Consider the following 20580-nt stretch of genomic DNA (forward strand, 5'->3'; position numbering starts at 1 on the left):
CGGACGGGAAGCGTAGACCCGCGTCGCACCCTCCCGGTACGGGGTTGCCGGTGCAGATCCCGATCGGTATCTTCGCTGCGCCGTCCGGTGCTGCCGGGCGTCGCCACGGGGAGGTAACACCATGCTGCGCGCCGCCGCGTCCGTCTTCATGCTGCTCGGGTTCTACGTAGTCGCCCTGCTACAGCTGGTCGCCGTGCTGGCCTTCGTGGTCTGGGTCTCCATCGAGTCGAGCGCGACCGTCGGCCTCAAGCTCGGTCTGCCCCTGCTGTTCGCCCTCGGCGCGACCGCCGTCGGCCTGTGGCGCGCGATCCGGACCCGCCCCGAGCCGATGCACGGCCTGATCGTCGCGCCGCACGACGCCCCCGAGCTGTGGGGCCTCGTGCGGGCCCTGGCGACCGAGGTCGGCACGCGCATGCCCGACGAGATCCGGCTGGTGCCGGAGGTCAACGCGGCGGTCAGCGAGGACGCCAAGCTGCTCGGCCTGGTCGGCGGCCGGCGCCTGCTGTACCTGGGCATGCCGCTGCTGCAGGCCCTCTCCGTCGACCAGCTTCGCTCGGTCGTCGCGCACGAGCTGGGGCACTACTCCGGGTCGCACACCCGGCTGGGCGCGGTCGCGTACCGGGGGCGGCTCGCGATCGGGCACACGATCGGCCGGATCGGGCCGTGGAACCCGGTGGGCTGGGTCTTCCGGGGCTACGCGCGGCTGTACCTGCTCGTCGACAACGCCGCCTCGCGGCGCCAGGAGCTCGACGCCGACCGCGCCTCCGTACGGGTGGCCGGCCCGGAGGTCGCCACCTCGGCGCTGCACGAACTGCCGATCATCGACGCCGCCTGGGACTTCTACTTCGGCGCGTACGTGGCGCCGGGCTGGGAGGCGGGCTTCGCGCCGGACGACGTCTTCGGCGGCTTCGGCGCGCTGGTCGCCGCCCGCAACGACGAGCTGGCGAAGATGCGCGACAAGGAGCCCGAGGAGCACCGGTCGCGCTGGGACACGCATCCGTCGAACGCCGAGCGGATCGCCGTCATGCGCTCCGCGCCGCAGGTCGCGCACCCGGCCGACGGCCGTCCCGCCGGCGTGCTGGTGCCCTCGATCACCGCCGCCGGCGTCGCCCTGCAGCGGGCCGTCATCGAGGTCGGCAACCGCCAGGTGCTGCCCTGGCCCCAGTTCACCGCCGCGGCGACCACCGCACGCCTGCAGCGCAACGCCGACCGGCTCTTCCGCTCGCTCGGCCGGCTCACCGGCGTGTCCGACCCGGGGCTCGGCACCCTCTTCGACCTGGTGGCCGCCGGCCGCCTCGGCGAGCTCGCCGAGGAGTTCTACCCGGACGCCACCCGCAAGGAGGCTGCGGTCCGGTTCGCCGCCACGATGGACCTGCTCTTCGTGCTGGCCGCGGTCCGGTCCGGAGCCGCGTACTGGCGGCACTCCTGGTCGGAGCCGGTCAAGCTGACCGACGCGGACGGCGCCGAGATCGACTTCGAGGAGATCGCGAAGCTGGCGGTCTCGCCGGACACCCTCGAGCAGGCCCGCACCCGGCTCGCCGAGGTGGGCGTCCGGGTCGAGGCCGCCGCGATCGTCGAGAAGGCGGCCACCGCCACCGGCGCGGACATCATCGGCGCGCTGGCCAACTTCAAGGTCGACGGAATGCACACCGACCTGATCCTGCTCGACCGCGGATTCGTGTTCGTGCCCGCGCCCAAGTCCACCGACAACGGCAAGGACCGGCTGCAGTCGCTGCTCGGCTCGGGGCCGGTCGAGGAGCTCGCCAAGCGGTTCCACTTCCTGCCGTACGAGGAGATCGCCTCGGTGACGATCACCAAGCGCAGCCCGGTGCGGGCCGAACTGCGCACGCACAACGGCACGGTGATCCCGCTGGAGGAGCGCTGGACGGGCGAGCAGCTCGGCAAGAGCCAGGACGCCCTGCTCGCGGTGCTCGACCGGATCGTGCTCCGCGCGGCCGTCTGAGACAGCTACCCATAGGCTGCGCCGCATGCGAACGATCGACTGGGCCGACGACGCCATCGAGATCATCGACCAGACGGCGCTGCCGGACGAGGTGCGCGTCCTGCGGCTCACCACGGTCGCCGACCTGGTCGCGGCGATCAGGTCGCTGGCGGTTCGCGGCGCGCCCGCGCTCGGCGTCGCGGGGGCCTTCGGGGTGGCACTCGCGGCCCGGCAGTTCGCCGGGGACGACGCCGCGCGGGCCGACGCCGTACGCCTGGTGGAGCGGGCCCGCCCCACCGCGGTGAACCTCGCGCGCGGTGCCCGCCGGGCCGCGGCCCGGCTCCCGGTCGGCCCGGACGCCGTGCTGGCCGAGGCGTGCGCGGTGCGCGACGAGGAGATCGCCGCCTCGGCCGCGATGGCCGCGCTCGGCGCCGACCTGATGGTCGAGCTGTGCGGCGCGCGGCCCCGGCTGCTGACGCACTGCAACACCGGGGGACTCGCGGCGGTGACCGGGGGCACGGCGCTGGGCGTGGTGACCGAGCTGCATCGCCGCGGCGCGCTCGGCGCGGTGATCGCCAGCGAGACCCGGCCGCTGCTGCAGGGCGCCCGGCTGACCGCGTGGGAGCTGCGCGAGGCGGGCATCGACTTCCGGGTCGCGGTCGACTCGGCCGGACCGTTCCTGCTGGCCCGGGGCGAGGCCGACGCGGTGATCCTCGGCGCGGACCGGATCTGCGCGAACGGCGACGTGATCAACAAGATCGGCAGCTACGCGCACGCCCTCGGCGCGCGCCGCGCGGGCCTGCCGTTCGTCGTGGTCGCGCCGGAGTCGACGGTGGACACCGAGACGCCGGACGGCGCCGCGGTGGAGATCGAGGACCGCGGCGCGGCCGAGATCACCGGGTACTCGGACGCGGTGAACCCGGCCTTCGACGTGACGCCGCACGACCTGGTCACCGCGATCGTGACCGACCGGCGGGTGGTCCGCCTCGACCGCGGCGAGCGGCTCTAGCTAGGCCACGACCTGCGCGCCGGAGGGCTTCCAGGGCTTGAGCCACGGCGACTCCGGCCAGCCCTCGGCGGCGGCCATGATCGCGAATGCCGTGCCGCCGTCCAGCGACTCGCGGATGATGTCGGCGTGTCCGGCGTGCCGGGCCGTCTCCTCGATCAGGTGCAGCAGGACCCAGCGGACCGACCAGTTGTCCACGTCCTTCGGGTTCCACGGCACCGAGTGGTCGACCGGCACGTCCTGCCCGAGGTCCGCGATCTCGCCGATGACCTTCTCGGTCTTGGCGGCGACCCGGTCGTAGTCCGCGAGGACGTCGTCGATCGTCTCGTCGTCCCTGAGGACGTAGTTGTCGGCGTAGGCCTGGTAGTCCAGCTTGCGGGGCTCGCGGCGTACCGTGTCGATCCAGCCCTCCTCGGTCGACGCGCAGTGCTTGATCAGGCCGCCGACCGTCAGGGGGCTCGCGGTGGGTGCGGCGCGAAGCTGTTCGGGCGTGAGCCCGTACGCGGTGAGCCTGACGACGTGCCGCATCTGGGCGAGGTAGGCGAGCAGGCCCTCCCGCTCGTTGCCGATGGCGCCGACGTGACCTGGCATTGGCCTGTCTCCTGTCCGTTGTCCGTGCTTACCGCCTCAGACTAGGAACAATTACGGTCAGTTTCCGGCCGCAATCCGGCGACCGTGCCGTCGTTTATCGCCGAGACCCAGCCGCCGGCCCGTCCCAGCGCCAGCAGCGCCTCGACCTCGGCCGGCACCTCGACCGGAGCGCCGGGCCGCGGCGGCCAGCCACGCCGCAGCTCGCTGGGGGCCCGCAGCCCGGCGGTCAGGGCCGCGATCGGATCGTCGTGCTCAAGCTCGCGGCCGAACGACTCCAGGTCCTCGACGACCCCCGCCAGCACCCGCCGCACCGCGGGCGCGTTGCCGCCGCACATGGCCGCGATCAGCTCGGGCCGGGTGGCGGCCACCCGGGTGCCGTCCCGGAAGGATCCGGCCGCCAGCGTGCCGGCGAGGGGGTTGCCGGCCAGCAGTGCGCTGAGCGCGGCGGCCAGCAGGTGCGGCACGTGGCTGATCTCGGCCATCGCCCGGTCGTGCTCCGCTGCGGTCACCGGCACCACGCGCGCCCCGAGCCGGGTGAACAGCCGGGCGAGGGTCAGCCAGTCGGCCGGATCGGGATCGTCCGGCTCGAGGCAGAGCACCCACGCGCAGCCGTCGAAGAGCCGCGGATCGGCGGCCGGGAAGCCCGAGGACTCCTTGCCCGCCATCGGATGCCCGCCGACGAAGCGGCTACCGTCGAGCAGGTCCCGTACCGGTCCCTTGACCGAGGTGACGTCGGTGATCAGCCCCGGGTAACCGGCGAGCCCGGCCAGCACGCCGGGGATGGCCGGCAGCGGCACCGCGAGCACGGCGACCTCGGTGCCCGCGACGGCCTCGGCGACGCTGTCGGCCACCCGCCAGGCGTCGCCGGACCGTGGCGCCCCGGCCTGCTTCGCGAGAGCCCGGGCGGCCTCGCGGGTCTCCGCGGCGGCGTCGTAGCCGGTGACCCGGTGCCCGTGTGCGGCCAGGGCCCGCAGCAGCGAGCCGCCGATGAGACCGAGTCCGATGACGGCGATGTCCACGCCCGAGACTCTCGCATACCCCTTCGATATCAGCCGTACGGACGTGTTGCTTTTCGTCCGTTTCGCCACTAGGTAACCGCAATCGGCGCGTTTACGTTGATCATGTGACGTACAGGGGCGAACTTCGCAGGTGGGGCCTGATCTCCGGGATCGTGGGCGCGACCGTCCTGGCGCTGGCGGCGCCGGCGCAGGCGGCACCCTCCGAGACGCCGGACCCGGCGCCGGGCTTCAACGGGGCGGTCCTCGCGGTGGCCTACGCGGGCAACACCACCTATGTCGGCGGCGACTTCACCGCCGCGCTGGTCGGGGGCCGGGCGGTCAGGCGGGCCGGGCTGGCGGCGATCAACGCGCTGACCGGCGAACTGCTGCCCTGGGCGCCCACCACGGACGGCCGGGTCAAGGCCCTCGTGGTCAGCGGCTCCTCCGTCTACGTCGGCGGCGACTTCAGCACCGTCGGCGGGCAGCCGCGGGACAGCCTCGCCCGGGTCGACGCCCGCAACGGGGCGGTGTCGGCCACCTTCGGCCACGCGATCGACGGCCGGCCGTACGCGCTGGCGGCCGGCAACGGCCGGCTCTACCTGGGCGGGGCGATCACCAGGGTCGACGGGCAGGTACGGGCGGGGCTGGCCGCGTTCGACCTGAGCAGCGGCGTCCTGGACGGCAAGTGGAAGCCGACGGTCGACGACCAGGTCGAGTCGCTGGCGACCGGCAGCGGGCGGGTCTACGTCGGCGGCAAGTTTCACAAGGTGAACGGCGGTGCCGGGTACGCCCGGCTGGTCGCCCTCGACCCGTCAGCCGCGAAGATCGTCACCGGCTTCACGCCGAGGGCCTCGGTGATCGCCTACGCCATCGCGGTCACCTCGGGCGGCGTCTACACCGCCAACGGCGGCCGGGGCGGTACGGCCAACGCGTACAGCCTCGCCGGCGCCACGCGCTGGACGGCCGCGTTCGACGGGGATGCGCAGGCCGTCGCGGTGCTGGGCGACACCGTCTACGTCGGCGGGCACTTCGACAGGGCCTGCCGGACGACCCGGACGGGGCCGCAGGGCGTGTGCCTGGACGGCTCCGACGACCGGGTGAAGCTCGTCGGGCTGGCGGTCGGCGACGGCCACCTGCGCGACTGGACCGCCAACGGCAACGGCATCGAGGGCGTGCTCGCGATGGCCGTCAACCCCGGCCTCGCCGCGGTGGCCGCCGGCGGCGCCTTCACCACGATCGGCGGGCGGATACAGAAGCGGTTCGCGCAGTTCAGCTGAGGCGACTCGGCAACGGGCATTTCTCCGCACCGCGGGGCCGCATTCCTTGGGCGAGGGATGCGGCCCCGTCCCGTTCGGTCAGGCCTTGCAGTTGTGCGCCTTCTTCCACTTCGCGACCTCCGCGACCGGGCTCTTGCCGCCCTTCTTGCGCCAGGACGTCAGGTAGGTCGCCGGCCAGATCACGCCGCGGCGGACCTTCCAGTCGCCAGTCTTGGCGCACGGCGGCGAGATCCCGTAGTGCAGGTGGCAGACGCCGTTGGCGTTGCCGGTGTGGCCGACGGAGCCGAGCTGCTGTCCCGGCGTGACCCGGACGCCCGCCTTGATGCCGGACGCGATCTTGCTGAGGTGCGAGCCGTAATAGCGCACGCCGTCGTCGCCGGCGATCGAGACCGAGAGGCCGCCGTTGAGCGGGCCGTCCGGCTGCCCCTTCACATAGGCGTCCTTGCGGCTCACCTCGAGCACCACGCCGCTGGTGGTCGCCACCGCGGGCTTACCGCAGTCGGCGAAGATGTCCGTCGCCGGGTACTTCGAGTGGGTCGGGTGGAACGCCACGTTCGACGCCTTCACGGGGAAGACGTATTTCACGTTGACCGGGACCTTGGCCGGCGCCACCGCCCGCGTCGGCGAGGCCGACACGGCCGCCGCGGGGGCGTTCTCGGGCAGGCCTGCGCCGGGCGCCGGCGCCGCTGCCGCGGTCTGTGACGGCAACACGAACTCGGGCGTCACGGCCGCCGACGGCGTGCCGCCGGGCGACCCGCAGGCGGCAAGGGAACATGCCGCGACGGTCAGGATCGAGATCGAGCGCAGGGAAAGCACCCGGCCATCCTGGCAGAAGTCATCCCCCGATGCCGACCCGCCGATGCTGGATAGGCTGGCGGTCACGCCGCCGGCGAACCGGATGGAGGGGCGAACGATGTCCGAACAGCACGGATCCTGGCCCGGTGCGGCGCAGCCGCCGGTCGGCTGGCTGCCCGGACGCCCGCCCCCGCCCCGCGGGCTCCCGCCCGGCCCGCCGCCGCGCCCGATCTATCGCGAGCCGCACCCGGTCAGCGCCGGGCCCCTGCTCGCCGGCGCCGGCGCGGCCCTGGTGTGGTTCACCCTGTTCGGCGCCCTCGGCCGGGACCTCATCAGCTACGCCTGGTGGACGATCGCCGCCGCGATCTCGGCCTGGGCCGTCGCCGCCGTGCTGACCGTGCTCGGCGACCGCGGCACGGCCACCGGAGTGGCGCTCGTCGGCGGGCTCGGTCTATCGATAGCCGCCGGTGTCGTGGCGGTGCGCTGGATCACCACAAGCGACTGGCCGCTGTGGTGAATGTCCAGCTCTGGGGCGGTGTGTCATCGACGAAACGTGCACCTTTGGTGGCGCAGCGCACTCGGCCTTGACGAACGTCGCGCGGCTGGGCACTCTCGGGCTCATGGCCCACGTACCGCAACGGCTCGACCCCGATCGTCGCCGTCGCCGACTCGAGCTACTGGCCGCCCTGGCCGATGCGAAGTCGGCTCGCGAGCACAGCCAGCCCCAGCGCCTGCGCGGTGCCCGGCTTCGCGAGTTGATCGCGAACCGCCGTCGCCTGGCCAACTGAGTTAATCGGCTTTGACCTCCTTCGGGGCGTGGCGCTGCACTTGCGCCGCGTCAACGGTTACCGTCAGGCGCTGAGGACCACAGTTCCGTGGGGGGATTCGTGTCGATTTTCGCTGCCGCCGTCGTCCGGGGCAAGAACGGGTGGGCGGCTTCGGAGCTGGAGCTCACCGGCATCGCCGACCTGGACGAGGTCGTGGACCGGCTCCGCGACGCCGAGCCGGACGCCGACCTGTCGTTGCTCTTCGTCGAGGCCGACGACCAGTACCTGGTGATTCTGCGCCTGGACGAGGGCGAGGACCTGCGGGTCTTCGGCTCCGACTCGGCGTACGCCGACGAGTCGCGGCTCGGCGCGCTGCTGCTGGCCGACATCGAGACGCCGGCGCTCGAACTCGACGACCTGACGACGCCCAGGCCCGGCTCGGACGACGAGGACGAGCGGCCGGCCGCGGATCCCGACGCCGACCCGGTCGGCGACGTCGAGGTCCTGGCCGACCTCGGGGTCAGCTCGCACCGGCTGCTGACGCTGTGCGGGCTCGAGGGCATGCTGCCGGCCGATGTGACCGCCGAGATCTGCCAGAAACTGGGCTGCGGCGACGAGATGGAAGAGCTGCGCGAGGCCTGATGCTCCGGCCGAAGCACGAGCAGTGGATGCGGCGGGCCTTGTCCGTCGCCTCCGCATCGTCGGAGGACGTCCCGGTCGGCGCGGTCGTCTACGGCCCGGACGGTGAGGAACTCGCCGCGGCCGGCAACGAGCGCGAGCTGAACGGCGACCCGACCGCGCATGCGGAGATCATCGCGCTGCGCCGGGCCGCCGTGCTCACCGGAAGCTGGCGCCTCGACGGCTGCACCCTGGTGGTGACGCTGGAGCCGTGCACGATGTGCGCCGGAGCGCTGGTGCTGGCCCGGGTGTCCCGGCTCGTCTTCGGGGCCTGGGAGCCGAAGACCGGCGCGGTCGGTTCCCTCTGGGACGTGGTCCGGGACCGGCGCCTGAACCACCGCCCAGAGGTCTACGCGGGCATCCTGGAGGACGAGTGCGCGGCGATGCTGCGCACGTTCTTCCGGCATTAGCTGATCGCGGTGTCCAGGCCGATCTGCACCATGTCGGAGAAGCCCTGCTCGCGCCGCGCCGAGTCCATCTTCTCGCCGCGCTTGATGTGGTCGCTGACCGTCAGAATGGTCAGCGCCTTGGCGCCGTAGCGGGCCGCGATCGTGTAGATGGCGGCGGACTCCATCTCGACGGCGAGCACGCCGTAGTCGCAGAGCGAGTCGTAGAGGTCGGGACGGTCGGTGTAGAACGCGTCCGCGGCCAGGATCGGGCCGACCCGCATCGCGATGCCCCGCCGGTCGGCGACGTCGGCCGCGGTGCGCAGCAGCGAGAAGTCCGCGACGGGCGCATAGTCGATGAGCCCGTCGAACCGGGCCCGGTTCATGTTCGAGTCGGTGGCGGACCCGATGGCGGCGATGACGTCACCAAGCTGAAGATCCTCGGCCAGCGCCCCGCAGGAGCCGATCCGGATCAGCGACTTCACGCCGTACTCGTTGATCAGCTCGTGGGTGTAGATCGAGGCCGAAGGCATGCCCATGCCGGAACCCTGCACCGAGACGGGCACGCCCTGCCAGGTGCCGGTGAAACCCAGCATGCCCCGCACCTGCGTGTAACAGACGGGATCCTTCAGGAACGTCTCGGCGATCCACTTCGCCCGCATCGGATCCCCGGGTAGGAGAACCCGCTCGGCAATGTCGCCCGGCTGCGCGCCGATGTGCACACTCATGACCAGGATCCTGCCAGGCGGGCCCGCCACAGGCGCCATGACCTCAAGGTTCGCGCGGGAGGGACACCCGGCGACGGGCCCGGCCGGGCGTCGGGTAACCTACTTCGCGGTGGTGTGTCCGAGCGGCCTAAGGAGCACGCCTCGAAAGCGTGTGAGGGTGCAAGCCCTCCAAGGGTTCAAATCCCTTCACCACCGCCAGCAAGCAGGGCAGGCGCCCGGTGACTCCCAGCGAGTCACCGGGCGCCTCTCTTTTCGGCCTCTTTCGAACGCTCGCCGAGCATGGTGGTTCGACACGAGCCTGTCTTGGTGACTTCCGCATCTCAGGAGGCCCGGCGAGCCGGCGACGCGGATCGAGGAGAACCGGACGGAGCCGGAGGGCTGATCGCTCAGGCCGCGAGCAGCTGCTTGCGAAGCCATCCCGGGTCGGGGTTGACGTGCGGCACGCCGTCAAGCACGACGGTCGGGACCGTTTCGTTGCCGTCCGCGACCGCGCGCACCGCCGCCGCGGCCTCCGGGTCGCGCCAGATGTCCACCCAGTGAGCCCGGCGGGCGGCGGGGCCGAGGGTGGCACGCAGGCGCACGCAGAAGGGGCAGCCCGGCCGCCAGTAGATTACGGCCCGGCCGTCCTCGACGCTTCGGGTCTGGGCCTCGGCCGCCGTTTCGGAGCGGGGGAAGATCAGCGGGGAGGCCGCGGCGGCCAGGGCGGCGAAGACCACGACGATGATCGGGGAGCCCGTGGTGATCCCGGCCGCGAGGCCGGCGAGCAGGACCACGCCCGCGAGTGTCCATCGACGAAACATGGGTTCGACGCTACGCGAGGTCCGTGCGGGCCTTCGACATTCGCCGGGCGGGTCACGATCTTGCAGACAGCCGGATCCCGACCCGCCGCGCCCAGTTCGCGCCTCGTCCCTCAGCGGCGAGCCGTCCCTCGCCGCCGGCTCGCCTGCTTCCTTGGGCCGATATCGCGCCGCCCGGCGCCGGTCTCCCCACTCGGAAAGAGGGGTCACTCGCCCGTGATGGGTGAATTTCCCGGCTCGGTGCCCAGGTCCGGCCGGCCGGTCCGGCATCCGGGGACGGTGTCACTCTGGGTGACTCTGTGAGCGGCGGGTGGGCGGATTCTCGGATGCCGGACGCGGGGGCGCGCGGCCGGCTCGCGGCGATACCGCGCATGATCCGCCGGCGGCGTCGTCGCTCTTCGGTGTCGATCGCCGCGTGGTGCCGGCGACGGCCGATCCCGCGGTGCCGGTTGGCCGCGGTTTCCGCTGGCTGGGGCCGAAGGGGCCGCGCCGAGCCCGGCGGCTGACCGGCTCGCTTGCCGCGATCGCCGCGAGGCGGGCGGTCGCTGGACGGCCGTCGCCCGAGCCGGCCGCCGGAGGCTCCCGCGCCGACCCTCCGGCCCGACCGTTTTGCGTCTCGTGGGACACCCTGCGCGAATTGTCGTCGATCACGCACCGTGTCAAGTTTTTCCGGCCTGACCGGACGCCGCGTCCGGGATCGGTACTATTTCGCGCCGCCCTCGCCATGATCAAGCTCGCTGATCAGGTGACAGGTGGGCGTTGCTACCGTTTCGTCCCTGGCGGACCGGCGTTGTTACCTGGGAAGATTACTCATAGTGACAGGTACCACGCCGCCCTAATATGTCGCGTCTTTGCAAGGCGTAGCGCCGGAATCCACCGGATCGGACAACCCGTCCTAACCTGGCGGCGAAAAAGATTCACAAGACGGCCTCGCGCAGAGGTGTCTATGTCTGCCCTAAGGTTGGTCAGGTGAGAGTTGAGCATCACTGGTGGAATGGTGACATCCGGCTCGCGCGCCGCGATGTCTACGTCCGCACCGACGGAGAAGTCTGGGAGGTCGAAGCTCAGATGGGTGGACCTCAGGGCAAATCCAAGGTGCAGCAGTGTCCAGGAAAGGCGTCCGCGCTGATCCTGGCCGACGCGTGGCGTGGCCCACGCTGGCAGTGGCGCAAGCTCTAGGCGCCAGGAGCCGGGCTGCGCCGCACGCTTGAACTTCTCGGCCAGCCAAATCTTCGATCGGGCCGGACCCCGCGGGGTCCGGCCCGATGTGCTACTTCTCGGTCATGCGTCCCGAACCCGGCCAGGTGCTGCACTTCTCCGAGAATCCGGGCCTCACCGCGTTCGTTCCGCACGTCGCCGCCACGGCGCAACAGCCCGAGGCGTACGTGTGGGCGGTCGACGCCGAGCACGCGCCCTCGTACTGGTTTCCGCGCGACTGTCCCCGGGTGCTCGCCTGGCCCCGCGCCGAGACCACGGACGCCGACCGTCGCCTCCTGTCGGGCGCTCGCGTGCACGCCATCGAGTACGGCTGGCTGCCGGCGCTGCGCTCGGTGCGGCTGTATGCGTACCGTTTCGACGCGGAAGCCTTCGAGCCGTTCGGCGCGCCACCGTACGCGATGGTCGCGACCAGGCCGGTGACGCCGCTCGGGCCGGCGGAGCCGGTCGGCGACCTGCTCGCGCTGCACGAGGCGGCGGGCATCCAGTTGCGCCTGGTGGCGAACCTGTGGGCGTTCATGGACGAGGTCGCCGCCAGCACGCTGGGGTTCAGCGGGATCCGGCTGCGGTACGCCGCGCCCCGAAAGTGAGGTCGCGAAAGTGAATCGGCGGACGAACTGTCCGCTGGTGGCCGCCTGGGTTGATCTAGCCTGTAAATCCACCCAACCCGGACGAAAGTGATGTCCCATGCAGGCCACTGTGACTGACACCCGTTCCGATGTCGCCGTGCTGCGCCTGAGCGGCGAGCTCGATGCCCATACCGCCACCCAACTGCACGGCCTGATCGCGGAGCTGCTGGAACGCCCGGTGCCGCGGATCGTCGTCGACCTCAACGACCTGAAGTTCTGCGACTCCGTGGGGCTCAGCGCCTTCATCACCGCCAAACAGGTCATCACCGCGCGCGGCGGGTGGCTGAGCTTCGCCGGGGCGAACCAGTTCCTGACCGCGCTGCTGGAGACCGTGGGGCTGAGCCGGTACTTCGCCATCTTCCCCGAGGTGGACGACGCGATCGCCGCGGCCCAGATGTAGCCCGCTCGGGTTCACCCCGTTCCGCGCCGCCGCTGCTCATGTAGCTGGCGGAAGACGTACCTGCGGATCTCGTCCGCCTCGCCCATCTTCAGGTCCGTGAAGCGGAGCCCGAGCTCGGTCGGCCGCTCCTCGTCGCCGCGGCGCATGCGGACCACCGTCGCCGACGCGGAGATCACCCGCCCGGGGTCGAACTCCGCGACCACCGAATCCCCCCGGCCGAAGGTGACATCCGAACCCGTGTAGCAGCGCATGCCGCCCTCGCTGAGGTCGACGGCGGCGATCTCGAGATCGACGCCCTCGTGCCGCACGACGACGGGCATGCTCACATTGGCCCGTACGAAAGAGCGGCGCTGGGTCCGCTCCGGCTGCGCGGTCAGGCGGATCAGCCAGGTCGGTGCGGGCGCACCGCTCGTCTCCAGCACCGCGATGGGCGCCTGCTTCAGCTGGCTGCCCTCGCCCCAGACGAGCAGGCCACGCTCGCCGGTCTCGGGTCGCACAATGCGCCCGGTGCGGTCCATCGGTTCGCGAAGCAGCACGGTCTCGGGGGTCACGGCGCTGATCACCGCGGCGAGCGGCTCGGCGCGCGAGTCGAGCGTGACGTCGACAAGATCGTTGATGTCGGGTAGGTCCGCGAGGGTAGTGCTCACTTGGTCCTCCCCCCACCGTTGCGTCCGCAAACGGGTGTGCGGGCACCTCCCTAGTGGGAACGATAGCCATGGGGTCCGGCGTCCGGATCAAGAAACCGGCAATTGGGGGTGGGTGCCGGCCCTGCCCGCAGTCCGTAGCGCGGACACGCGGGGGCCGGCGCCGGCGCCGCCTCGACTGCTCCTGACAGGGACCAGGCGAATTGAGCGGACGACACCTCCGGCGTGCCTCTCGCCGATCTGAGTCTGTTGCTCATGTGGCGACGCCGCGGGGCACTTCGACCTGGACCCGGGAGCGGTGTCTGCGCCGTCCGCATTTCTCCGCAGGTCAGTTATCTCAGCAGGCCAATGCGACTGCCTCTTTCACGACATCCTCAGTGCCTTGCGGCTTCAAGTCGCATTGCATAATGCCGCTCCGCGATCGATCCCAAGATGTCACGACGCCGCTTGCCGCGACGTCTCCGCACCGCTCGGTGAAGCTTGCTTCCACGATCTGAACGGAGGTGTATGTCACGGCTGCGCCGGATGCTGCGAGCGTCCACTGGCCGGGCGCTTCTTCGCGAGGGGATTCCTCGCCGAGCCGTCCCGCGTCAGGGCCGACCTTCCGCGCGAACGCAGCGAAGACAGACGTGGCGTCGACGACGCCCGCCCCCTCCACCGCGGGCACCACGCTGCGGACCGGTCGTAGCCTGGTGACAAAGGGCGTGTCCCGGCGGACACGAGTTACGTCTGAGATCTCGGTGATCACGGTCCTGCGGAGCAGCGGCCCGAACGAAACGGTTCTGCTGCTGCACGAGGCCTTGGCCGGGGCTGACGCCGTCGGAGCGGACCGAGGTGTTTTCCCTGGACCGGTGCAAGCAGCTAATAGTCCAACAACAACCGCGAGGCAGGCCGAGCGGGTCACTGTCCGCAAAGACATCGGCGGTGGATTGGTGATACGCATCTGTCCCCGATTTTCTGTTGCTGACTTTCAGCGACGAATGAGCATCGCCCTCACTATGCGTGGGAATCTATCACGGTCGATCAACCGGGATGGATGACCACCTTCAGATTATCTCGCTCGGACATTTCCGCGCCTCGAGGAGCACGGTGAAATCGGCGGATCTGCAGAGGCCCGGCGGCCGATCGTGACCATCGAACGTCGCGTGGCACACGCAGGCCACCGTGCTGCACATCCTCTGGGCACGAGCGGGATGCGGGGTGGCCCGATCCGAGCCGACGTCGCCAAATGGGTTGGCGAGAAGAGGGCGGTTCGGGGATCGCCTGGGCCACTCACGCAGTAGGGCCGATCCCCCGAGGGGTCGGCCCTAGCGTTCGTCCCGGTCGAGCCGGCGGAGGATAGGAGATTCGAACTCGTGAGGGATTTCCACCAACACGCTTTCCAATTCTGCGCAGCACTTGTCCGCCAGCCATCGGAAACGGACATGACCTGCGTCCAGCGAGCTAGACGATCACCAGCGACTGCCGCCGATCGGCCGTGAGAATTCTTCGGCATGGTAGGCCGTGCCGAGAGGCCTCGCCCGCTAGGGCTGTACTTCAAGCCGCGTGATGGCACGCCGAAGCCGGGCTTGGCAACCTCAAGCCTGGCATCAGCACAAGCGGCCAGTGACAAATTGGCTACGCCGTGAGAACGGGCATGCCGAATTGTGCGAAGATCGACCGCTTCTTCGATGCGTTGACTTCACGTACCGCTCCTGGAATAAAGAACGCGTCAATCAGCGCCCAGAATCCGAATCCGCCGAAAGTCAGGAGCATGGCGATTCCTACGCCCTTGTGGCCGATATAGAAGCGGTGGGCACCAAGCATGCCCAAGAAGAACCAGAGCGCAAATGCGACACCTGCGGACTTCTTGACGTCGTCGTATGCAGACTGTGCCTGTATCTGACGGACAAGTTGGTCGCCTGCGTGGTGCATGGGAACTGTCATGTGTCCTCCAGGTTCAGGTGGCTTCTGCTGCTTTACAGATCGGCATTTTGGCGCCTCGTCGTATCGTTACCTGCTTCATATGACCCATGGCACAACGCCTCATGCGCCGCGCCTTACGGCCAGATCCGGACCCCAGCGCAGGCTGTGGCGTCGGTCGCGGCGGCGTGCAGGACGGTCTGCGTGAGGAGGTTCCGGACGTCGGCGACGCTGCTGTGGGCGAGCAGTCCGGGCTCAGCCAGTCCGGGGCCTGCCGCACGGGTGGGTGGTGGGCTGCTGCTTTTCCCAGGCCGATCGCCGGATCGCCGGTGCTGGTACTGGTGTCGCGGTGCAGGTCGGCGTGCTGGACAGCGAGGAACGCGTGGGCGAACATGCACACGGCGATGGTGTGGCGCCATGCGGTCTAGGTGCTCACCTGCTGATCGATGCCGATGAGATCCTTGCACTGAAAAGATCGGGCTTGTTGTCATCGCGCCAATAGATCAAACCCACGATCAGGCATCCGATGATGAACAGGACGACGAAGAACGCAAGACAGCCGAGGGCGGGTGAGCAGCCACCATTGCCGCCGCCCTCATTGTCCATCCGTCGTTGGCGCTCCTTTTCCTGTAACTCGCGGTAGGTGTCGTAGTCCGCCATGCGACTTTCTCCTTATCGGACCGTCTTGCAAGCACTGACTGGCGAATGGGGAGGGGCGGCGAGAACGGTGAGCCGCGGACGCCAGTCGATGGGTTCGCGCCTGGGGCCCGGTGGAGGCGCAACGCTCGTCACTGGCCGCATTGACCCGCTCCAACGAAAGGCCGAGCTACGGGATTCGATCTTGTTGCTCGGTTGGCTCTCGCTGGACGCGGTCCTGGATCGCGGCTGGGGATCAGCGGTCGTCTTCACGATTTGTGTATCAGCGACCGTGGCAAGTGGGCTGTGCCTCTCGGCCGGCCGGCTGCCAGTCGAGCCGCCGGAAGGTCGGCCTGGCGAGCCAGAGGGCGAAGCGGCAGGGTGCCGGCCCCCGCGACTTGATCTTGAAGAGGATGAGGCTGAGAAGGGCGGGACGGCCTCGGCGGGGTCGGTAGTGAGACGGAGATAGGCGGAAGGCCGGACCCGCTGGGTCCGGCCTTCAACGTTCGTGCTGGTCAAGCTGGCGGAGGATACGAGATTCGAACTCGTGAGGGGTTTCCCCCAACACGCTTTCCAAGCGTGCGCCCTAGGCCACTAGGCGAATCCTCCGTCCGACAGGATACAGACCCGTCGGAGCCGGCGTCGGCGGGAGGGCCGGGGCGGCGCGTTGGTGGTGCCAGGTACTCTAGTCGGCAGCCCCTCGTGCGGCGTCATCTTGTGAACCTCCCCAGGGCCGGAAGGCAGCAAGGATAAGCGAGCTCTGACGGGTGCACGGGGGGTCCTTTCGTTCCCGATACCCACCAACGCGGGACGCGGTTTGTTCTTGTCACACCCTCGACGGAGAATGGCGCGGTCGTCCAGGAGGTGGCAGGAGTGGCACTAGCCCTCTACCGCAAGTACAGGCCGCGGACCTTCGCCGAGGTCATCGGGCAGGAGCACGTCACCGAGCCGTTGTCGCAGGCGCTGCGCAGCGGCCGGCTGCACCATGCCTATCTCTTCTCCGGTCCGCGCGGCTGCGGCAAGACGTCCAGCGCGCGCATCCTCGCCCGCTCGCTCAACTGCGAGCAGGGTCCCACGCCCGAGCCGTGCGGGGTCTGCGCTTCCTGCAGATCGCTCACCAACGACGGCGCCGGCTCGATCGACGTCATCGAGATCGACGCGGCCAGCCACGGTGGTGTCGACGACGCTCGTGACCTGCGGGAGAAGGCGTTCTTCGCGCCGGCGAGCAGCCGCTACAAGATCTACGTCATCGACGAGGCGCACATGGTCTCGCCGGCCGGCTTCAACGCGCTGCTCAAGCTCGTCGAGGAGCCGCCGGATTACGTCAAGTTCATCTTCGCGACGACCGAGCCGGAGAAGGTGCTCGGCACGATCCGCTCGCGCACCCACCACTATCCGTTCCGGCTGATCCCGCCCGCCGTGCTGCGGCCCTACCTCCAGCAGCTCACCGAGGCGGAGGGTGTGCACGTCGACCCCGCGGTGCTTCCGCTGGTCGTCCGGGCCGGCGGCGGCAGCGCCCGGGACACCCTGTCCGTGCTCGACCAGCTCATCGCCGGTGCCGGGCCCGAGGGCGTCGGCTACACCCGGGCGGTGGAGTTGCTCGGCGTCACCGACGCGGCGCTGCTCGACGAGATGTGCGACGCGATCGCCGCGGGCGACGGTGCGGCGGCCTATCAGACGATCGACCGCGTCGCCGAGGCCGGACACGACGCCCGGCGCTTCGCCTCCGACCTGCTCGAACGCTTCCGAGACCTGATCATCCTGCAGCAGATTCCGGACGCCGTGACCAAGGGCCTGATCGACGGCCCCGCCGACCAGCTCGATCAGATGGGCGCGCAGGCGACTCGGCTCGGTCCGGCGACGCTGTCCCGCTGCGCCGACATCGTGCACAACGGCCTGGTCGAGATGCGCGGCACGACCGCGCCGCGGCTGCTCCTCGAGCTGATCACGGCCCGCATGCTGCTGCCGGGCGCGGACGATTCGAGTGGGGCGCTGCTCCAGCGGCTGGAGCGCATGGAGCGGCGGCTCACGCTGGGCGCCGACGAGGTCCGCACCCAGCACGACTCCCCGCAGGTCGCGCCGCCCGCGGGGGCGTCCGCCGCGCCGGCCGCGAGCAGCGGTGGGGGCGGCGGGATTTCGGCGGCCCGCGCCGCGGCCGCAGCGGCGGGCCGACGCGCGCCGGCGTCCGGTCCGACCGGACAGGCCGGTCCTGCTGAGGCCGGTCCTGCCCAGACCGGCCCCGCGCAGAGCGGTCCCGCGCAGGGTGGTGTCGCGCAGGGTGGTGCCGCGCAGGCCAGCGCTACGCAGGATGGTCCGGCGCAGGTTGCCGTAGCCGCGGCCGGAGGCGTCGGGGCCGCTGACTCTGCGATCGTCGCCTCGGCACCGGGTGCCGGGCCGGGATCCGTCGATCCGGTCTCGGCCATGCCCGGCCCGGTGCATGCCGAGGGCGGTGAGGCGGCGTCCGTGGCACCGGTCTCGGCGATGCCTGGCTCGGCCACTCCCGTTTCGGCCCTGCCGTCCGGTTCGGTCGCTCCGGTCTCCGCCGCGCCGTCCGCTGCGGCGGCCGGTCCGGTTTCGGCCGTCCCGGGCTCCGCCCAGGTGTCCGGGGCGCCGGCGCAGCAGGACCCTCGTCGGGCGCCCGCCGCCCGCTCGCCGGAGCCCGCCGGCATCATGCCGGATGCGCCCGTGGAACCCGTCGATGCCGGCTTCGCGGCGCCCGGCCGGCTCTCGGTCGCCTCCATCCGGGAGGTCTGGCCGGAGATCATGGTCGCGGTCGGGCGGAAGAGTAAGAAGATCGCCGCGCTCGCCCAGGGTGCCACGGTGCGGGACCTCGACGGCCAGACCGTGGTGCTCACGTTCCGCTTCCCCGCGCACGCGAAGATGGTCGCCGCCGAGCCGGCGCTGCTCTCCGATGCCCTCTATGAGGCGCTCGGCGGCCGCTGGCAGATCCGCTGCGACGTCGCGGGTGAGGGTGGCGCTTCTGCCGTCTCCGGTCCCGCTCCGCGTGCTCCGCAGGGTGGGCCAGCCGGCCCGGCGCCACGCGCCCCCCAGGACCAGGGTTCTCCGGACGATCTCTCCGGGCGCGGCGCGCCGCCGCAGGCCTCGGACGGCGTGGGTGCCGCGACGCGTGGGCGCGAGCCCGCGCCTCGTGCCGCGGCGGCCGGCCGCGACGCTCCGCAGCAGCCGAGCGCGGCGAGCGACGACAGTGACGAATGGCCGGAGCCGGCGCGGCCGGGCGGGCCGGCGACGGCCGCGGTCGGTCCATCGGCCGCCGCCGCGGCGGACGAGGACGAGGAATGGCCGGAGCCGGCCAGGCTGGGCGGCGCGCCGGAAACTGACCGGGAGGCCGCCCCCGCCGGTCCCGGCTACGCCGACCCGAGCGTGGGGCAGAGTGACCCGGCGGGCGCACCGGATCTCGACGGCCCGGCCGGCGGGCGGGGCTTCGACGGCTCCGAAAGCCCGGGCGGCGCCTACCCCGGGTCGCCGGGTGCCGGGGAGCGCGGCGGGTCCGGGCCGACCGGCGTCGCGGGTGGCGGCCCCGCCACTGCGGGTCTCGGCGTCGCGGGTGGCAGCCCTGCCAACGCCGGCCCCGGAGTCGCGGGCGGCGGCCTGGCTGCGCCGGGCAGCGGTGCCTCGGGTGGCGGTCCTGCTGCGGCGGGCCGCGGGGCGCCGGGCCTCGGTGCCGCGGCCGGTGATCCCGTGACGGCCCGCAACGGCGCACCCGCATCTGCGGTGGCTTCCGCCCCTCCGGCAAGCGCCGGGCGGCCGGCGTCCAGCGGTCTCGCCGCGGCCCGTGCGGCGGCGGCCGGTGCCGGACGCGGTAACGCGGCGGCGAACAAGAACGGCGGCAACGCCGCCGCGGCGGGCAGGAACAGCGCCTGGTCCGACGGCTCGCCGACGGAGGAAGCGCCCTACGATCCCGAGTACGACGGCCCGGTGCGTCCCGGCGGTGCGGGGCCGGGCCACGGTGGTTCCCAGGGGCCCGGCGGCGGCGCGGCGTTCGAGGGCTTCGATCCCGGCGACGAGCCCCTCGACGACGTGATCGACGAGAAGACCGCCCGGCAGAGCAGCGAGCAGCAGGCCGTGCAACTGCTCCGCGACGCGCTCGGCGCCGAGAAGATCAGCGAGTCCTGACCCGGTTCCGTGCGACCGGTGGGGCGCGCGGGACAATGGATGCGACTATCCCCTTTCGTAAGGAGCTATGCGATGCGCCCCGGTGGACAGCCGAACATGCAGCAGATCATGAAGCAGGCGCAGAAGATGCAGCAGCAGGTCGCGCAGGCGCAGGCCGAGCTCGCCGAGGCCGAGGTCGTCGGCACCGCCGGCGGTGGCCTGGTCACGGTCGTGGTGACCGGGCTGGGGGAGTTCAAGTCGATCAAGATCGACCCCAAGGCCGTCGACCCGGAGGACATCGAGACGCTCGAGGACCTCGTGCTCGCCGCGATCCACAACGGCTCCGAGGCGGTGCGTGAGCTGACCGAGCAGAAGATGGGTCCGGCCACCGGCGGCCTCGGCGGCCTCTCCCTCCCGGGATTCTGAGCCCGTGTACGAGGGCGCCATCCAGGACCTGATCGACGAGCTGGGGCGGCTGCCGGGCGTAGGCCCGAAGAGCGCCCAGCGGATCGCCTTCCACGTCCTGTCCGCCGATCCCGCCGACGTGACCCGGCTGGCCAATGCCCTGCGCAAGGTCAAGGAGCAGGTCCGCTTCTGCACGACCTGTTTCAACGTCGCCGAGTCCGAGCAGTGCCGGGTCTGCCGCGACACCCGTCGCAGCAACGACGTGCTCTGCGTCGTCGAGGAGCCCAAGGACGTCGTCGCGATCGAGCGGACCGGTGAGTTCCGCGGTCGGTATCACGTCCTGGGTGGCGCCATCAATCCGCTCGAGGGCATCGGCCCCGACAACCTGCGGATCCGGGAGCTGCTGATCCGGCTCGGCACGGGCGAGATCAAGGAGCTGATCCTCGCCACGGATCCGAACACCGAGGGCGAGGCCACGGCCACCTACCTCGCGATCATGATCAAGCCGATGGGCATCGCTGTCACCCGGCTGGCCAGCGGCCTGCCGGTCGGCGGCGACCTGGAGTACGCCGACGACCCACGCACCCGGGCGGAGCTCGCCAAGGCCCTGGCCCGCAAGGAGATCTCCGCCGAGGTGATCGCCGAGGTGCTCGACCGCTACGACGAGGTCG

The 20580-nt window shown here is 71.2% G+C and carries 21 protein-coding genes, 2 tRNA genes, 1 other RNA gene and 2 pseudogenes; 16 read left to right on the forward strand and 10 right to left on the reverse strand.

The features are described 5' to 3' along the window. The first annotated feature begins 121 nt into the window (after nucleotides 1–121). Both AB0F10_RS25335 and mtnA read left to right on the forward strand, forming a co-directional pair. Nucleotides 122–1963 (forward strand): M48 family metallopeptidase, encoded by a 1842-nt coding sequence (locus AB0F10_RS25335; RefSeq protein WP_360629777.1) that lies wholly within the window; start codon nucleotides 122–124, stop codon nucleotides 1961–1963. A 25-nt stretch (nucleotides 1964–1988) separates the two neighbouring features. Next, complete coding sequence (gene mtnA / locus AB0F10_RS25340) at nucleotides 1989–2951, forward strand: S-methyl-5-thioribose-1-phosphate isomerase (RefSeq protein WP_360629780.1); 963 nt, start codon at nucleotides 1989–1991, stop codon at nucleotides 2949–2951. Here mtnA and AB0F10_RS25345 read toward each other — a convergent pair whose 3' ends face one another. Next, entirely contained in the window at nucleotides 2952–3539 is a 588-nt protein-coding gene (locus AB0F10_RS25345) for a DinB family protein (protein ID WP_360629783.1), read from the reverse strand. A 41-nt stretch (nucleotides 3540–3580) separates the two neighbouring features. Continuing rightward, complete coding sequence (locus AB0F10_RS25350) at nucleotides 3581–4558, reverse strand: prephenate dehydrogenase/arogenate dehydrogenase family protein (RefSeq protein ID WP_360629786.1); 978 nt, start codon at nucleotides 4556–4558, stop codon at nucleotides 3581–3583. 104 nt (nucleotides 4559–4662) lie between these two features. Between AB0F10_RS25350 and AB0F10_RS25355 the strand changes: the two genes are divergently transcribed. Beyond that, complete coding sequence (locus AB0F10_RS25355; protein ID WP_360629789.1) at nucleotides 4663–5814, forward strand: hypothetical protein; 1152 nt, start codon at nucleotides 4663–4665, stop codon at nucleotides 5812–5814. A gap of 78 nt (nucleotides 5815–5892) precedes the next feature. Here the strand turns inward: AB0F10_RS25355 and AB0F10_RS25360 are convergent, their stop codons facing one another. Further along, nucleotides 5893–6630 carry a M23 family metallopeptidase gene (locus tag AB0F10_RS25360; protein WP_360629792.1) on the reverse strand — a complete coding sequence of 246 codons (738 nt, stop codon included), beginning with the start codon at nucleotides 6628–6630 and terminating at the stop codon, nucleotides 5893–5895. A 97-nt stretch (nucleotides 6631–6727) separates the two neighbouring features. Here AB0F10_RS25360 and AB0F10_RS25365 point away from each other — a divergent pair, with 97 nt between their 5' ends. The 4 genes from AB0F10_RS25365 to tadA all read left to right on the forward strand — a co-directional run bounded on the left by AB0F10_RS25365 (nucleotide 6728) and on the right by tadA (nucleotide 8464). Then, nucleotides 6728–7126, forward strand: a complete 399-nt coding sequence (locus AB0F10_RS25365) for a hypothetical protein (protein ID WP_360629795.1) — start codon at nucleotides 6728–6730, stop codon at nucleotides 7124–7126. A gap of 103 nt (nucleotides 7127–7229) precedes the next feature. Next, nucleotides 7230–7397, forward strand: a complete 168-nt coding sequence (locus tag AB0F10_RS25370) for a hypothetical protein (protein ID WP_360629798.1) — start codon at nucleotides 7230–7232, stop codon at nucleotides 7395–7397. Between the two features lie 99 nt (nucleotides 7398–7496). Then, nucleotides 7497–8018, forward strand: coding sequence for a tRNA adenosine deaminase-associated protein (locus AB0F10_RS25375; protein WP_360629801.1), 522 nt, complete (start codon nucleotides 7497–7499; stop codon nucleotides 8016–8018). Beyond that, the gene (tadA, locus tag AB0F10_RS25380; protein WP_360629804.1) at nucleotides 8018–8464 is read left to right on the forward strand and encodes a tRNA adenosine(34) deaminase TadA; all 447 of its coding nucleotides are present in this window, start codon (nucleotides 8018–8020) and stop codon (nucleotides 8462–8464) included. The genes AB0F10_RS25375 and tadA overlap by 1 nt, the downstream gene beginning before the upstream one ends. On the opposite strand, the gene deoD is transcribed toward tadA, so the two are convergent. Continuing rightward, on the reverse strand, nucleotides 8461–9168 hold the full coding sequence (deoD, locus tag AB0F10_RS25385) for a purine-nucleoside phosphorylase (protein WP_360629807.1): 708 nt from the start codon (nucleotides 9166–9168) through the stop codon (nucleotides 8461–8463). The two genes, tadA and deoD, sit on opposite strands and share 4 nt — an antisense overlap. Before the next feature lie 108 nt (nucleotides 9169–9276). On the opposite strand from deoD, the gene AB0F10_RS25390 reads away from it, so the two are divergent. Continuing rightward, nucleotides 9277–9366, forward strand: a tRNA-Ser gene (locus tag AB0F10_RS25390). Between the two features lie 188 nt (nucleotides 9367–9554). On the opposite strand, the gene AB0F10_RS25395 is transcribed toward AB0F10_RS25390, so the two are convergent. Beyond that, entirely contained in the window at nucleotides 9555–9968 is a 414-nt protein-coding gene (locus tag AB0F10_RS25395; protein WP_360629810.1) for a glutaredoxin domain-containing protein, read from the reverse strand. Between the two features lie 966 nt (nucleotides 9969–10934). Between AB0F10_RS25395 and AB0F10_RS25400 the strand changes: the two genes are divergently transcribed. The 3 genes from AB0F10_RS25400 to AB0F10_RS25410 all read left to right on the forward strand — a co-directional run bounded on the left by AB0F10_RS25400 (nucleotide 10935) and on the right by AB0F10_RS25410 (nucleotide 12209). Beyond that, complete coding sequence (locus AB0F10_RS25400) at nucleotides 10935–11144, forward strand: hypothetical protein (protein ID WP_023562955.1); 210 nt, start codon at nucleotides 10935–10937, stop codon at nucleotides 11142–11144. A 104-nt stretch (nucleotides 11145–11248) separates the two neighbouring features. Next, the gene (locus tag AB0F10_RS25405; RefSeq protein ID WP_360629815.1) at nucleotides 11249–11770 is read left to right on the forward strand and encodes a DUF6886 family protein; all 522 of its coding nucleotides are present in this window, start codon (nucleotides 11249–11251) and stop codon (nucleotides 11768–11770) included. Nucleotides 11771–11879: 109 nt separating this feature from the next. Further along, nucleotides 11880–12209 (forward strand): STAS domain-containing protein, encoded by a 330-nt coding sequence (locus AB0F10_RS25410; RefSeq protein WP_360629818.1) that lies wholly within the window; start codon nucleotides 11880–11882, stop codon nucleotides 12207–12209. Nucleotides 12210–12220: 11 nt separating this feature from the next. Here the strand turns inward: AB0F10_RS25410 and AB0F10_RS25415 are convergent, their stop codons facing one another. The 5 genes from AB0F10_RS25415 to AB0F10_RS25435 all read right to left on the reverse strand — a co-directional run bounded on the left by AB0F10_RS25415 (nucleotide 12221) and on the right by AB0F10_RS25435 (nucleotide 16000). Further along, nucleotides 12221–12856, reverse strand: a complete 636-nt coding sequence (locus tag AB0F10_RS25415) for a PilZ domain-containing protein (RefSeq protein ID WP_360629821.1) — start codon at nucleotides 12854–12856, stop codon at nucleotides 12221–12223. A 334-nt stretch (nucleotides 12857–13190) separates the two neighbouring features. Further along, nucleotides 13191–13601 carry a hypothetical protein gene (locus AB0F10_RS25420; protein ID WP_360629824.1) on the reverse strand — a complete coding sequence of 137 codons (411 nt, stop codon included), beginning with the start codon at nucleotides 13599–13601 and terminating at the stop codon, nucleotides 13191–13193. Between the two features lie 869 nt (nucleotides 13602–14470). Next, nucleotides 14471–14779 (reverse strand): TM2 domain-containing protein, encoded by a 309-nt coding sequence (locus tag AB0F10_RS25425; RefSeq protein WP_360629827.1) that lies wholly within the window; start codon nucleotides 14777–14779, stop codon nucleotides 14471–14473. Between the two features lie 408 nt (nucleotides 14780–15187). After that, on the reverse strand, nucleotides 15188–15415 hold the full coding sequence (locus tag AB0F10_RS25430) for a hypothetical protein (RefSeq protein ID WP_360629830.1): 228 nt from the start codon (nucleotides 15413–15415) through the stop codon (nucleotides 15188–15190). 497 nt (nucleotides 15416–15912) lie between these two features. Then, a tRNA-Ser gene (locus AB0F10_RS25435) sits at nucleotides 15913–16000 on the reverse strand. Between the two features lie 82 nt (nucleotides 16001–16082). Here AB0F10_RS25435 and ffs point away from each other — a divergent pair. The 5 genes and pseudogenes from ffs to AB0F10_RS25460 form a co-directional block, all read left to right on the forward strand. Then, nucleotides 16083–16178, forward strand: an RNA gene (gene ffs / locus AB0F10_RS25440) — signal recognition particle sRNA small type. A gap of 86 nt (nucleotides 16179–16264) precedes the next feature. Continuing rightward, nucleotides 16265–19525, forward strand: a complete 3261-nt coding sequence (locus AB0F10_RS25445) for a DNA polymerase III subunit gamma and tau (RefSeq protein WP_360629833.1) — start codon at nucleotides 16265–16267, stop codon at nucleotides 19523–19525. Nucleotides 19526–19621: 96 nt separating this feature from the next. Further along, on the forward strand, nucleotides 19622–19930 hold the full coding sequence (locus AB0F10_RS25450; RefSeq protein WP_360629836.1) for a YbaB/EbfC family nucleoid-associated protein: 309 nt from the start codon (nucleotides 19622–19624) through the stop codon (nucleotides 19928–19930). A gap of 4 nt (nucleotides 19931–19934) precedes the next feature. Next, nucleotides 19935–20486, forward strand: a pseudogene (gene recR / locus AB0F10_RS25455) (recombination mediator RecR); the annotation flags it as partial. Continuing rightward, nucleotides 20469–20580 (forward strand): annotated as a pseudogene (locus tag AB0F10_RS25460) (RecX family transcriptional regulator); the annotation flags it as partial. The pseudogenes recR and AB0F10_RS25460, both read left to right, overlap by 18 nt.

It is taken from the genome of Actinoplanes sp. NPDC026623, assembly GCF_040638275.1.
In the GTDB taxonomy this organism is placed as follows: Bacteria; Actinomycetota; Actinomycetes; order Mycobacteriales; family Micromonosporaceae; genus Actinoplanes.